At 44.9% G+C, this 13,488-nt stretch carries 11 protein-coding genes; 2 read left to right on the top strand and 9 right to left on the bottom strand.

Annotated features, from left to right (window positions below; all coding sequences use genetic code 11):
- Positions 1-25: 25 nt before the first annotated feature.
- From NDI42_RS10370 to NDI42_RS10340, 7 genes are all read right to left on the bottom strand, one after another.
- Positions 26-1,843, bottom strand: a complete 1,818-nt coding sequence (locus NDI42_RS10370) for a serine/threonine protein kinase (protein ID WP_190457044.1) — start codon at positions 1,841-1,843, stop codon at positions 26-28.
- An 89-nt stretch (positions 1,844-1,932) separates the two neighbouring features.
- Entirely contained in the window at positions 1,933-3,126 is a 1,194-nt protein-coding gene (gene cofH, locus NDI42_RS10365) for a 7,8-didemethyl-8-hydroxy-5-deazariboflavin synthase subunit CofH (RefSeq protein WP_190457042.1), read from the bottom strand.
- Positions 3,127-3,243: 117 nt separating this feature from the next.
- Positions 3,244-5,427 (bottom strand): Tex family protein, encoded by a 2,184-nt coding sequence (locus NDI42_RS10360; protein ID WP_190457039.1) that lies wholly within the window; start codon positions 5,425-5,427, stop codon positions 3,244-3,246.
- Positions 5,428-5,472: 45 nt separating this feature from the next.
- Entirely contained in the window at positions 5,473-5,916 is a 444-nt protein-coding gene (locus NDI42_RS10355; RefSeq protein WP_190457038.1) for a DUF4079 family protein, read from the bottom strand.
- Between the two features lie 208 nt (positions 5,917-6,124).
- Positions 6,125-6,448: a hypothetical protein gene (locus NDI42_RS10350; RefSeq protein ID WP_190457036.1), complete on the bottom strand. Its 324-nt coding sequence runs from the start codon at positions 6,446-6,448 to the stop codon at positions 6,125-6,127.
- Between the two features lie 189 nt (positions 6,449-6,637).
- Positions 6,638-7,243, bottom strand: coding sequence for a hypothetical protein (locus tag NDI42_RS10345; RefSeq protein WP_190422109.1), 606 nt, complete (start codon positions 7,241-7,243; stop codon positions 6,638-6,640).
- Positions 7,244-7,601: 358 nt separating this feature from the next.
- Positions 7,602-8,570, bottom strand: a complete 969-nt coding sequence (locus NDI42_RS10340; protein WP_190457034.1) for a hypothetical protein — start codon at positions 8,568-8,570, stop codon at positions 7,602-7,604.
- 286 nt (positions 8,571-8,856) lie between these two features.
- Between NDI42_RS10340 and NDI42_RS10335 the strand changes: the two genes are divergently transcribed.
- Positions 8,857-9,888 carry a hypothetical protein gene (locus tag NDI42_RS10335; protein WP_190457032.1) on the top strand — a complete coding sequence of 344 codons (1,032 nt, stop codon included), beginning with the start codon at positions 8,857-8,859 and terminating at the stop codon, positions 9,886-9,888.
- Between the two features lie 728 nt (positions 9,889-10,616).
- Here the strand turns inward: NDI42_RS10335 and NDI42_RS10330 are convergent.
- The gene (locus tag NDI42_RS10330) at positions 10,617-10,823 is read right to left on the bottom strand and encodes a hypothetical protein (protein WP_190457031.1); all 207 of its coding nucleotides are present in this window, start codon (positions 10,821-10,823) and stop codon (positions 10,617-10,619) included.
- A gap of 264 nt (positions 10,824-11,087) precedes the next feature.
- Between NDI42_RS10330 and NDI42_RS10325 the strand changes: the two genes are divergently transcribed.
- A complete protein-coding gene (locus NDI42_RS10325) occupies positions 11,088-12,347 on the top strand; it encodes a DICT sensory domain-containing protein (protein WP_190457029.1) in 1,260 nt (419 codons plus the stop codon).
- A 162-nt stretch (positions 12,348-12,509) separates the two neighbouring features.
- On the opposite strand, the gene msrA is transcribed toward NDI42_RS10325, so the two are convergent.
- Entirely contained in the window at positions 12,510-13,160 is a 651-nt protein-coding gene (msrA, locus tag NDI42_RS10320) for a peptide-methionine (S)-S-oxide reductase MsrA (protein ID WP_190457027.1), read from the bottom strand.
- Positions 13,161-13,488: the final 328 nt, after the last annotated feature.

Genomic DNA, 13,488 nt, shown 5'->3' with positions numbered 1-13,488 from the left:
CACCAGGGACTTTAGTCGTGGGGCATCACAAAGATGGTTCAGTTGCTGGGCTTTGTGTAGGGCTAGGACTCTCGGTAGGACTGGGACTTTCAGTGGGAATTGGAGTGGGACTAGGACTCTCGGTGGGGCTGGGACTTTCGGTGGGGGGCGGTTGTTCGTTCAGCTTTTGTTTGGCTGCGGCAACTACTTCCTGTAACTTGTCTTGCCAGTAGCGAATTTGGGGGAAATTAGGGTCTTGGGCGATCGCGATCGCATCTTCCCATCTACCCTCATTAAACGCTTTTTGCACCTCATTAAATTTAGCTTGGGCAGTTGCCCAATTATTCGGCCACTCTTGCAGCACCTCCTTAACTTGCGAGTAAGCAGCACTGCTGGCGGGAATGGATCTTACCAATGCGATCGCGCCCGCCAAATCCCCTGACTGGAATTTTTCCGTTGCTTGTGCTATAGTATCGCCTCCTTTATCCACAGGTGGCGGCGTTTCTGGAGGTTTTGTCGGAGTTGGCTTGGGAGTAGGTGTTGAACCTGCCGAGGCAGTAGAAGCACAGTTTATATATTCACTAAACACCCACCCTTTTATCGGTGAACTAATCTCCACCCAGCCGTTCTGCTTGCTGCCAGTCACAGATAAACTTGTACCTTGTCGAACACTGTCTAGAATCCTACCCTTAGGGTTAGTGCGGACATTTAATGCTGGAATTGTAACTTTGCAAGTTTCTTGTGATTTCTCTACCCCGCGATTATCAGAATTATTCGCAGTTTCACCCCCACCCTGTCTTGATTGTTGAGAATAAGCCAAAAACATACCTCCCAACATCAAAGCCGTCACCCCAGCCCCGATAATCAGGGGAAACTTATTAGAAGAGGGAGCAACCGCGGGACGACTTGACTGTTGACTAATCGGTGGTGGCGATGGTTGAGGTCGTTGGGGCGGAACAGCCGCAACCGTGTACTGTTCAGATAACGACGGTGGGGGTTGTGAGATAGGTTTCTGCGGCGTTATTCTTACGGGTAATTGCTGTCCGCTTAGAAGATACTGCAAGTCTTGTAGCCCTTCCGTTGCCGACTCGTAGCGGTCTTTGAAGTGGTAGCGGGTCATCTTAGTGAGGACAGCCGCCAACCCTGGACTGACTGATACCAAATGCAGCCAGATAATTTCGCCCGTTTGGGGATCTTCGTGCAATTGCAGGGGCATTAACCCAGTCAACGCCTGGATAGCAATGATGCCCAGCGCATAAATATCGCTGTTGAAACGGGGTCTACCTTGCGCTTGTTCGGTGGGCATATAGCCGGGAGTGCCGATGGCAACAGTAGCGCTTGCTTGTGCTGGATTTAATGCCTGAGTTCGGAGTTGCTTAACTGCGCCAAAGTCAACCAAGACTAACTTATTATCTGACGAGCGGCGGATTATGTTGTCTGGCTTGATGTCGCGATGAATTACACCGTAGTTGTGGACAAATGCCAGAATACTCAAGAGTTCTTGCAGCATCTGAATTACTTGACTTTCTTGCCAGCAATAACCGGGAGAAAGTTCCGCACTCAAGGGATGTCCATCGATGAACTCTTGCACCAAGTAAAATTCTTGGTTTTCTTCAAAGTAAGCTAACAGCCTGGGAATTTGGTCGTGATTTCCCAGTTGTTCGAGAGTTTCGGCTTCGCTGGTAAATAATCGTCTAGCCGTTTCTAAGAAGTAGGCGTCGCTACTAGCGGGTTTGAGGTGCTTGACAACGCAAGTTGGCGCACCGGGACGACGAGTGTCTTTAGCAATATATGTTTTTCCGAATCCCCCGGCACCCAAGGCTTGGACAACTTGGTAACGCCCGTCTAGTAACTTGCCCAACATGGTTTTTTGCTCAATTATTCTTAAGCATTAGAATCTGTTTAATGCCTTTTTTAGCTTGACATACGCCTGGTTTGTTTGTGTAGAGGCAACTATAGCTCTCTTGTTTCCTTCCCAGCCAGGGCCTGGGAACGAGGGAAGCGATCGCTCATTGGCAAATATCGATAAAGTGTATCCCGTTGTTGATACGGACGACCCAAGTCGCTGATAGTTTCCTGCAAGGTTTCTACGGACATACAAGTACCGCCTTGTGCGCCTGCCATACTGGTAATATGCTCCTCCATTAACGTGCCACCGATGTCATTACAGCCCCATCTGAGAGCTTCTTTGGCACCCGCCAGACCAAGCTTAACCCAACTGGGTTGATGATTAGAAATCCAATTTCCTAAGAAAATTCGCGCTACAGCGGTGAGTAGCAGTGCATCTTCTAAAATTGGTTGGTCGCGTCCTACACGACGGCGCAAAGGTTTGGGGGCTTCTTGACCGACGAAGGGCAGCAGGATAAACTCTGTGATCCGGGCGGGATATCCTTTTTCTAAGGCGGTTTGTTGGAGACTTCGCAACTTATCTAAATGGTCTATTTGCTGTTCTGGTGTCTCTATGTGACCGGAAAGCATGGTGCTAGTGGTAGGCATTCCCAACTTATGCGCCGTTCCCACAATTTCCAGCCAAGTTGCCGTATCCAGCTTTTCTGGACAAAGGACGCGCCGCACCTCATCATCCAAAACTTCCGCCGCCGTTCCAGGCATCGAGTCAACGCCAGCATCCAAGAACGCCGCAATTACATCAGCATAACTAAGCTTGTCTTCCCTAGCAATAAATTGCACTTCTTGAGGCGAAAAGGCGTGCATATGTAGTTGAGGAAATTCCTGTTTAATTGTCTTTACCACTCGCAGATAATAAGGCAAAGACGCACCGTTGAGTTTTGCCTGAAGATTGAGTCCCCCCTGCATACAAATTTCCGTCGCATTCCGCCGGACTGCATCTGTGGCTTTTTCCAGAATTTGAGCGCTATCTAACCAAAATGCGCCGTCTTCCCCATCATCGCGGCGAAACGCGCAGAAACTACAGTGCTGTTCGCAGATATTGGTAAAGTTAATATTGCGATTTATAACGTAGGTGACGATATCGCCAGCTTGGTTTAGTCGCAGTTGGTCAGATGTTTCCTGAATCGCCGTCTTAATCGCTGGGTCAGTTTGCTTTAATAGTACAACCCCCTCTTCTTTCGACAAATCACAACCCGCGAAAGCCCGGTTAAGAATGGCATCAACAGTTTTAGTAGTCACAGCAATTCCGATAAAAGTAGGAACACCTTTTAATTTTGGCAGGAAATCTTATTAACGTGAAGCTCCTGCCTTACTAATAGCATTCCCAGGCTGAGCCTGGGAACAAGAAATAAACGGCTATCTCCCACCACGTCCGCTATTTGCGGAACCTGCTGATTTCATTGACAGGCTAATTCGCTTCAATTTCTCATTGACTTCTAGCACTCGCACTTTCACAACTTGTCCAACTTTGACAATTTTCTTAGGATCGTCAACAAATCGATCTGCTAATTGTGAAATATGCACTAAACCGTCTTGATGAACGCCAATATCAACAAAGGCACCGAAATTAGCTACATTCGTCACAATTCCTTCTAATTCCATACCTACAGTGAGATCCTTGATTTCTTTGACACCTTCTTTGAAAGTTGCATACTTAAATTGTTCTCTCGGATCTCTTCCGGGCTTTTCCAATTCGCTAATAATATCGCGTAGAGTTGGTTCGCCAACTGTTTCTGTGACGTATTTTTTCAGGTTCATCGACTTAAGCTTTGCTGCAATCTGCGTTATCTGATCTAAAGGAGTATTTAAATCTTTAGCGATCGCTTCCACCAGTTTATAGCTTTCCGGATGCACTGCTGTATTGTCTAACGGGTTGTCGCCAGCACGAATTCGCAAAAACCCAGCCGCTTGTTCAAATGCTTTTGGCCCCAATTTTGGCACTTTCAAAAGTTGTCGCCGATTTTTAAATGCACCATTTTCGTTGCGATAGTTGACGATATTTTTCGCCACTACTGGTGTCATCCCAGAAACAAAAGTTAGAAGTTCCTTCGAGGCAGTATTCAAATCTACGCCGACGTAGTTAACGCAACTTTCCACCGTTTCATCTAACTTTTTCTTCAGCAATTTTTGGTCTACATCGTGCTGATACTGTCCCACACCAATCGATTTAGGATCAATTTTAACAAGTTCAGCTAAAGGATCTTGCAAGCGACGACCGATACTGATGGCACCGCGCACGGTAAGATCAAGTTCGGGAAACTCTGCGATCGCTACCTCAGAAGCCGAGTAAATCGACGCTCCCGACTCATTCACCATCACTTTAACTGGTTTGCTATCCATCGTTTTGAGAACTTCCGAAACAAACTCGTCTGTCTCCCTTCCAGCTGTACCGTTGCCAATAGCTATCAACTGAATATTGTGCTTTTCAATCATTCTTTTGATAGCTTGTGCAGCTTGAGTGCGCTGTGCGGCGGCTTGGTGTGGAAAAATAGTTTGATACTCCAAAAATTTTCCCGTTTCTGAAAGTACAGAAACTTTACACCCAGTCCGAAAGCCTGGATCTATGGCTAATGTCGGTTTCATTCCTGCTGGAGGAGATAGCAGCAACTCGCGCAGATTACTTTCAAATGTTGTGATAGATTCAACATCAGCGTAAGCTTTAATTTCCGAACGCACTTCGCTAATTAGGGAAGTTTTCATCAAGCGATTGAACGCATCTTTGAGCATGGCTCGGTAAAAGTCTCGAATTGCAGGAATTTTCGTTTTAATTTCCTGCGATTCCAGATAGGACATGACAACGGTTTCATCGAAGGAAAGTTCTAAATTTAAAACTCCTTCAGTTTCTCCGCGTAGCAGTGCCAACATATTATGTGGCGCGATATTTGTCACCCGAATTTGATAGTTTCGGTACATCTCAAATTTGGTCGAACCTTCGGGATGTTCATCTTTGATGCGCGAGACAAAAACGCCTTCCTCCAGCAAATATTCTCGCAGATGCGATCGCAAGTTTGCCCGTTCTGACACTTCTTCTGCCAAAATGTCAGCAGCACCCTTAAGAGCATCTTCAGGAGTTTTAACTCCTTTTTCTTCAGAAACATACTCTGCCGCCGCTTCCACCAGCGAGACAGGCTTTGCATTGGGAAGGTTCAACGACTTGATAAACTCGGAAAATGGCTCTAAACCCTTTTCCCTAGCAATCGTGGCGCGTGTTCGTCGCTTCGCTCGGTAAGGTAGGTAAAGGTCTTCAAGTTCGGTTTTCTGCAAACAAGATTCGATTTGAGCTTTCAGCTCATCGGTAAGTTTACCTTGGGATGCGATCGCTTCCAAAATTGCTGCTTTCCGTTCCTCCAGTTCAGTCAAATAAGCATATCTATCAAATAAATCGCGCAGCTGAACTTCATTCATCTCGCCAGTGCGCTCTTTACGGTAACGTGCAATAAAAGGAATTGTTGACCCCTCACCCAAGAGTTCCAGAGCGTTTTGCACCTGAGAAGGCTTGAGGGAAAGTTCTTGAGCCAGTAGTTGAGGAATATTCAGCATTGGGGTGTCAGCGGTTACGAATCAAACACTTTTGTAGCGATCATTCTACGGTAACAACTGATTTACCAGTCCTAATCCAGATAGCAGTTGCACCGTTAGCAACAATAGCACTAAACCATTCAGAGTTAAATGCACAGAGCTAGCCCAAGAAGTGCGGCGAAACCGCAATATTACCGTTGCGCTAGTAATTACTAAAATAACAACTGCCAATCCAACCAAATTGTGAGGGGAACCAGTAAGCAAGTCATCAAGTGTGAATTCCGCAGTCGTCACCCAACCCAAAAGCCACACACCTATACTGATCGCCAAAAACCCAATCCCTACTTTTTTGTGAATTTTTTGGAGATTGAACGTTTCCATCACATCTAAACCGCTTTTACCCAGCCGTGCATTGCGGTAACGCCAACCATAAGTTGCAGCAGTAGCCGCTAGCGCGATCGCAGCCACTCCGCCTACAGGATGCACCAAGGAAAGCCAATTGAAAGTCACTATATTTGATACAAACGTTTACACTTCCAATTCCACTATAAGCCCTGGTTACGGAAGCCATTCTCCTCACCTCAGCTCAACTAGCGAATAAAATACTATAGCGGTTCTTATACGAGTGAGGTACACCAAAATCCAGTATTATCAAGCTTTCCAGTCTTGAGACTGTACCTCACACAACCGAAAACCGCTATATCGAAGGCAAAGGCTTTTAAACAATTTCCCCAAGAGACGATCTCTTTTGTGAAGTTCGCGCTCTTTCACCAGCAACCATGACTACAAAAATCTTAGACAAATCAACCCCACAGCCAGAACATTGAGCGATAAAGTAATGCTCACTCTCCGGCTCAATGACAATGAACCGGTTGTAGCGGTCTTTAATCAATTCAGTCCGGAGCCGCTTAAAGATTGGACGACAACGCTGGCAAAACGCTTTGATATCGGCTTCTTTTTTGGTTCTTTCTTCTGGAGATATAGTGAGTGCTGGGAATATTCTGCCGCGTCGTGTTTGGCGCTTCGATTGTTGTTGTGTCATATATTCAAAGTTATTTGATAATGACAACAGGAAAACTTATATTGAAAAATATATAAAAGCGATCGCTTCTTTTTTCTAGAAAGCGATCGCTACTAATTCAATTTTGTTCTAACAACAAAACTTTGTACTAGTTCAAACACAATAATGCCACGGATTTGTTCCTAAACGTCCCTTTCATAGAAGTTTGCTTTATCCAGCATTACCTTCACTTTCGACTGGCACTAAAATGTATTTTATCTGCTTATCAGATCCCTTAACAATCTGACTACTAGATGGTGTGACATCCTCAGATGAACCCTTCAATGCTTCTCCCGTGGTTCTTACATTCTCGTTAACATTCTCAGCTGCATCTTTAAGTACATCCACTGTACCTTTTACAGTTTCGTTAACATTCTCTGCGGTACCCTTAACTGTGTTAAGCGTATCTTTTACAGTGTAATTAACATCCTGGGTTACACCCTTAACTTTGTCCCCTACATCTATTACTGTGTCATTAACGTTGACAGCTACGTTCTTTACCCCGTCACCTACGCTTCTTACAGTTTGGTTAACACCTTCAGCGGCATTTTTGACTGCGTTTCCTGCACTTTTTACAGTCTGATTAACCCTATCAACAGAACCCTTATTAGCCAAAGCGCCAGCTATTGCACCCACCGTAGCACCAATGAATGCTCCAATCGCTATTTTAGTGAACGCATTATTCATGCCTGTGCCTGCTGAAGGAGCATCATATTCATGCGGAATTTGCTCAACAAATATTTCATCTTCATCCAAAAATTCGTTGCTCTCAATCATAAAAATCGTCTCCTTCCTACTAAATAAAACTGATGAATAGCCGTTTGCTTATACCGTTCAACTTTTTTGCCACTACACTAATCGCTTTTGTTAGCCCACCTTTAAAAGGGGGTTAGGGGTATCAAATGTGTAGCCTTCCAAAAGTAAATTGGTATTAGATAAGCAAAAAGCAATATCTAGTTACCAAACAAATCCAAAAGAATAGTTAGGGAACGGTTAGGCTCAACCCAAGAAATTGCGGTTTTTCGGCTTTACATGGGTAAGAGTAAATAGAGAAAAGTTAGGAGTTATGAATTTATGAGTTATTAACTCCTAACTCCTAATCCCATTATCCATTCCCAGTCATCAAAAATTGCTTCTAAATGTCAGCAGTATCTTCATAAGGCTGTATTGCCGGAACTTCTCCTTCTTGGAGATAGGTTGCAACATCTTCCTCCTGGGGGCCGGAAATGTATGCCGTTTGCATATCAATTTCCCTTTCCATGCCGATGTTACCAGTCATCGCAACCTGCGATGTATTTGCAACCGGGCGTTCTATCGCTACCTTAAGGTTCTGATCGTAAGATGGCTTGATATCCTCAGCTGTATCCTGAACTGAGTCCAATGCACCTATTACAGATTGCTTGGCATCCTCAGTTGTATCCTTTACCTGATCCGCTGCACCTGCTACAGCTTGCTTGGCATCTGAAGATGCACCTTTTACTGCATCCAATGCACCTACGACAGCGTGGTTAACACCTTCAGCAGTATCTTGTAATGTGCCTACTACAGCGTAGTTAACACCCTCAGCTACACTCTTGACTGCCTCGCCAACACCTTTGGCTGTCTGACCAACACCGCCAGCTACAGTCTTTGCTGCATCGCCAACACCGCCAGCTACAGTCTTTGCTGTCTGACCAACACCATCAGCTACAGTCTTTGCTGCGTAGCCTACACCTTTGGCTGTCTGACCAACACCATCAGCTACAGTCTTTGTCGCGTCGCCTACACCTTTAGCAGCGTGTTTAACACCTTCAGATGTTCTCCTACCAGCCAAAAGACCAGCTAATGTGCCTAATGTAGCACCGATGAGTCCTCCCATCAGCGCTCTAGATAAGCCTGGATTCATACTGCTGGATTGTTGCCCAACATTCATACTGCTGGATTGTTGCCCAACATTCATGCTGCTGGATTGTTGCCGAGCAACGGGTTGAGGCGTAATGGTAGGACTATTGTCTTCTCTAGCTATCCCAGTACTTATGGTTGTCTCTTCTGTACGAACGTAGGGTTGAGCAGTGGCGCTAGCAACTTGGTCGTCACGTTTATCGAATTGTATGTTATTAGTCATTATTGTCTCCTTTGTTCCCAAGCAGCTAAATTTTGTTTTGGCGTAGCTTGTCATCACTTGCAACTTTAACGAGCCTCAATAAAGACTTAACTGAGCTAAAGGCAGACATATAGTACATCTGTAGTTGTAGATTTTTAGTCCCAATCATCGTATATGGGTATACCTGGGTAGATGTTTAGTAATGTCTCTCTTGAGGTCGGTGTAAGTGTATACGTGCGTCGCTAAATTGGCGATAGCGGCGACATTTAGATCGCTAAGCCGTTTTGGTAGGCAGGAGACGGGCATTATGACACAGAGCAACCAGCCTTTTGATCGGCATGACGAAAATACTGGACGGATTCCGGCACAGTCCAGCATTCCTCCAGCAGAAACTGGCATCGATGGCGCTGATACTACCTTAGATGGAGCGAACGAAGATACTGACGCGGCTCCCGAAGAGTCCGGCATTCAGCCAACAGGCACTCGTAGGCGTGTCGCCAATGCTGCTTTAGCTGGAGCAACCTTTGGTGCTGTTGTCAGCGCGGCAGCTGCGGCGTTTACTGGTAAAGGCGTAGGTGAGGGTCTTAAAGCAATTGTTGAAGGTGTAACGGATTTAGTAATAAAAGGTGCTACTGCGAGTGTTTCACCTACTATTGAAGGTGCAATGGACACACTTAAAGGTGCTGCTGTGGGTGTTCAACCTACTATTGAATATCCCTGGGATACGCTTCAAAGTGCTACGGGTGTTCAACCTGCTATTGAAGATGCCAGCAACACATTTAAAGGTGCTGCTGCGGGTGTTCAACCTACTATTGAAGATGCCAACAACACACTTAAAGCTGCTGCTGCGGGTGTTCAACCTACTATTGAAGATCCTTGGGATACGCTTAAAGGTTCTGCGGGTGTTCAACCTACTATTGAAGATGCCAGCAACACACTTAAAGCTGCTGCTGAGCCTGTTGTTAAACCCCCTGTATCTCCCGTTGATTCTATCCCCCAATCTTTAGATCCGCCCCCTGCGACTGGTGCAACTGGTAGTGTTACTAATGATGTAATGAACAGCTCTGCTTTAGTGCAACTGTTGCTGAGTCAGGTAGGTAGTGAACTGGCGATGAGTTTCTACGAGCAGCTACCAGCAGTTGTCCTTGCTGAAATTCAACGGTTAAGCACTAACCCCACCCCGGAAGAGCAGCAGCGAATAAGAAATAGCTGGACAAAAGCTCTAGAACCTATAGCTATTGCGATTATCCAATCGGGACAACTATTCAAGCCCAGCACTGTGTATCCAACAAACAACGGGCATCGTAAGCATACTGAAGTAACTGGAGGCAATAGTTAATACATTTTTAAAGCCAAGAATGGATACAATTATTGTAAGAATTCACGTCTAAAATTGAGGAACTAGAGACGAAGATAGATCGCTCTATCGACGTTTTGAGGGTTTCTTGCTTTGTGAATCTTTACTTACTTTGAGGCGCTCGATATGTTATCTGAGGCCATCGAGCATTTTGTGTAGCTGACACAGCGCCCCGGCTTGCTCCACGATCATGCTGACTGGTTCTTGTTTGGAAAACTGGCTAAGGCTTTTCGGGGCTGGTTGTTGCGCCTGGTCTTTGATCATAGCCAGTGCATCTGTTCAGTTAGGGCTATGGTGCTTGCTAAACTTACTGATGAAATGCTCACCTGGTGTACTTAAGCCTAAGTTTTTTGTCATGAAACCGCCTCACTGTTCGAGGTAGATTGCATTTCTATATCATAATATTTACACTTTAATTTAGATGCTCTTAGCTTGGTTTAAATAATGTTAATTAGCATACATTGATATGTATTTTTTATAAGAATAAATATTAATTTATCCAAAACTATACTAATTAGCTAAAAATGTTTTTATGTAAAAATTTGACTTTTTTATATAAGTCGTCGAGGAGATAGATAAACTGAAATCGCAAGCAGAAGCTGTCTGGAGCCTGCCAACAAGATTAAGACTGGTTTTGATTTATGGCTTTTATTTAATCCTAAAAAGCGATCGCTTCCACTTTTGTTGATTCAGGACACAGAACGCTAGTTTTAAACAGGTAATGATGCGCGTAGGCGATCGCTCAATTCTTGGAGTCTACAGTTGCGTAACGCAGCGATCGCGTTCTGTTGCCCTCCTGTCAGCTGCAAACTTTCAAGCAACCCTACCTTACCTGCCACTTCCGGCGCTTTTAGCGGGGGTAACGCCGAAGACATTTCCTCAAAAGTAGCAAGCACCTGAAAAACTGAATTTATCAAAATTCCATTTTACTATAAAATTAGCATTTTTTACTTAAAAATAATTTGGCATTCCTATATCAGTAATTATTAATAAACTATATAATAATAAAAATCCTCTCCTGTAATTGTGGTGCTAACGCATCATGGGAATGAGCCAAATCATGGCTTTTAAACTGCTGTTAACTTGTGAATCGTATTATAAATTACTTTTTTAAAGAAAGAAAAATCAGGAGAGCAAGCAAAAATTAGGGTGTTCTTACTACTGAACACAATGCCTGTGTAATGGATATTTCACTCTTCCGCTCGGTTGCTAGTCAGTATCAGCATATACGCCGTGTAAACACAGTCTCAATGATGAATGTCATAAGTCATCAGATAGAAGACCAAGTTATCCAGCATAAACTTTCAGTAGACTTTTACGCGGGCTTTCAAAAATTTTCTAATTTTCCAGATCAACTGCGTCGCTATAGTCGCTTAGGGGCAATATGTAGGCGAGTTTATGTGTTTGGTATTGCCGACTCGGAACCACCTTCTATTCCAGGGGTAGAGTTTATTGAAATTTCACCCAGCTCTGTTCTGTCTCGCGAGTGGTTTTTGTTGGTCAATACTTCGAGTTTTTGGACTACATTGGTTGCCCAAGAAGTAGATGGACGGGACATAACAACGGGCGGACGACGCTTTGATGGGTTGTGGTCTTTTGACGAGCAAGTAGTTGACCGAATCTCGCTCTTGATATCACAAGTTATGGAGTCATCTTACCAGCCGATTAGAAAGCGCAATTACGAACAGCAAAACATCCATATATCCGACATCAGCAGCCGCATGCTCAGTATGCTGGAACAAGTTGTACTAAATAATCAGCGTCGCCGAGTACACCTCCGCACCTTGCAACAATTTGCGGAAACCTCCTCAAACAATCCAGACAATCTTCTAGAAGATACAGCAGAGATTTTACACAGTATTTTTGGTGCTACGGGTGTTGTCATTGCTGGACTCAACCCGTCTAAGGAAGATTATTCAGTCTGTGCTGTAGCAGGTGATGCGAATGGCAAAGGTTGGAAAATGCCTGTGAGTGAGGGATTGATCGGACGAGCAATTCACCAGGCGCGATTGATCCAGGTGGCAAGTGTGCGCCAGAGACACGAGAGCGATCCGCTATTGCCCACTGCCAAAGCGTTGATTGCTGCGCCAATTATAGAAGGTCAGGTTTATGGTGCGATCGCTATTGGCAACACAGAGTCTAATCAATGGGATGAAGATGATGGTCAGACACTGATGGCGATCGCCAGGATGCTAGCAATCCATCTCCGACAGATAGATAATTCTGTGTCTGACCCAACAGAGCAACTATCCACCCATGAGCTGCAACAAGCCGTTGTTGAGCAGCAAGAGGCTGTAGTGCATCTTTTGACACTTCAGAAAAAACTCCGCAGCTTGGGCAACCTTACCCCCATTCAACTTGAAGTTTTACGTCACATGAATAAACACTTTGCTAAGTTAGTCGCGCAGATTAAGATAGCCAGAAACCTGATGCGGAAGTGACTTTTTAAGGGAGGGCTTCTTCCTCGTTCTCAGGCGGAGTCTGAGAACGAGAAATTTATATACACTAACTAAGCATTTCAGTCCGTTTCAACGGACTTGAGCTTTGAGCCTTGAACTAAAGTTCAGGGCTTGAGCGCAGGGCAAAAGTGAAGTGCTGCTATCTTAAGCCTGTACTCCTACAGGACAAGCAACTTTCGTCCCACCTAAACCACAATATCCACCAGGATTTTTGGCAAGATACTGCTGATGGTAGCTCTCTGCATAGTAGAACTCAGGAGCCTCGATAATCTCAGTAGTGATATCGCCATAGCCAGCCGCATTCAAAGCTTTCTGATAAGCGTCTCGTGATGCTTCAGCCAGATGCCTTTGACCTGAATAGAGGTAAATTCCTGAACGATACTGAGTGCCAGTGTCATTGCCTTGACGCATACCTTGGGTGGGATTATGGCTTTCCCAGAAGACTTTTAGAAGTGTTTCGTAACTAATAATTTTTGGGTCAAAAACGACCAGAACCACTTCATTATGCCCAGTCATGCCCGTGCAGACCTCTTCGTAGGTGGGGTTTGGTGTTGTGCCAGCTGCATAACCCACTGCGGTGCTGAAAACGCCCTCTTGCTGCCAAAATTTCCGTTCTGCACCCCAGAAACATCCCATGCCAAACATCGCCATTTCCATTCCAGCTGGAAAAGGGGGCTTGAGAGGATGACCGTTGACGTAGTGACCAGAGGGTACTGGCATTGACTCTGCCCGTCCTGGCAATGCTTGCTCAGGAGTAGGTATAGTTTGCTTTTTGCCAAATCCGAATAGCGCCATGAATTTTGATGTATGAATAGGTCGTTACGTTACTTAATACTATTTTAGCGCTTTGGCTTGTGACTCAGATCCAGCAATTTTTCTAGCAACAACATTTTTTCAGTAAGCTAAAACTCAGTAGGGTTCACTTAGAAGCTCAAAATCCAAAACCTGCGATTTGTTGGGTAACATTCGCGTAAGAGGATGTCCCAGAAGTGTCAAAACTTAGTTTGATCCCCCCCAGCCCCCCTTGAAAAAGGGGGGAGAATCAAGCCTTAGTCCCCCTTTTTAAGGGGGATGCAAGGGGGATCTCCACGCTCTAAGCGTCTCGATTATGACTTTTCAGACA

This window comes from Funiculus sociatus GB2-C1 (assembly GCF_039962115.1).
Lineage (GTDB): Bacteria > Cyanobacteriota > Cyanobacteriia > Cyanobacteriales > FACHB-T130 > Funiculus > Funiculus sociatus.
Note: the sequence above shows the minus strand (reverse complement) of the source record. Positions and strands in the feature narration are given on the sequence as shown.

What these genes read in the sequence shown, in the direction of transcription:
- NDI42_RS10370 (WP_190457044.1), bottom strand. Translation starts at nt 1,843, where the DNA reads ATGTTGGGCAAGTTACTAGACGGGCGTTACCAAGTTGTCCAAGCCTTG.
- NDI42_RS10340 (WP_190457034.1), bottom strand. Translation starts at nt 8,570, where the DNA reads ATGACTAATAACATACAATTCGATAAACGTGACGACCAAGTTGCTAGC.
- NDI42_RS10345 (WP_190422109.1), bottom strand. Translation starts at nt 7,243, where the DNA reads ATGATTGAGAGCAACGAATTTTTGGATGAAGATGAAATATTTGTTGAG.
- NDI42_RS10350 (WP_190457036.1), bottom strand. Translation starts at nt 6,448, where the DNA reads ATGACACAACAACAATCGAAGCGCCAAACACGACGCGGCAGAATATTC.
- NDI42_RS10360 (WP_190457039.1), bottom strand. Translation starts at nt 5,427, where the DNA reads ATGCTGAATATTCCTCAACTACTGGCTCAAGAACTTTCCCTCAAGCCT.
- NDI42_RS10325 (WP_190457029.1), top strand. Translation starts at nt 11,088, where the DNA reads ATGGATATTTCACTCTTCCGCTCGGTTGCTAGTCAGTATCAGCATATA.
- msrA (WP_190457027.1), bottom strand. Translation starts at nt 13,160, where the DNA reads ATGGCGCTATTCGGATTTGGCAAAAAGCAAACTATACCTACTCCTGAG.
- NDI42_RS10335 (WP_190457032.1), top strand. Translation starts at nt 8,857, where the DNA reads ATGACACAGAGCAACCAGCCTTTTGATCGGCATGACGAAAATACTGGA.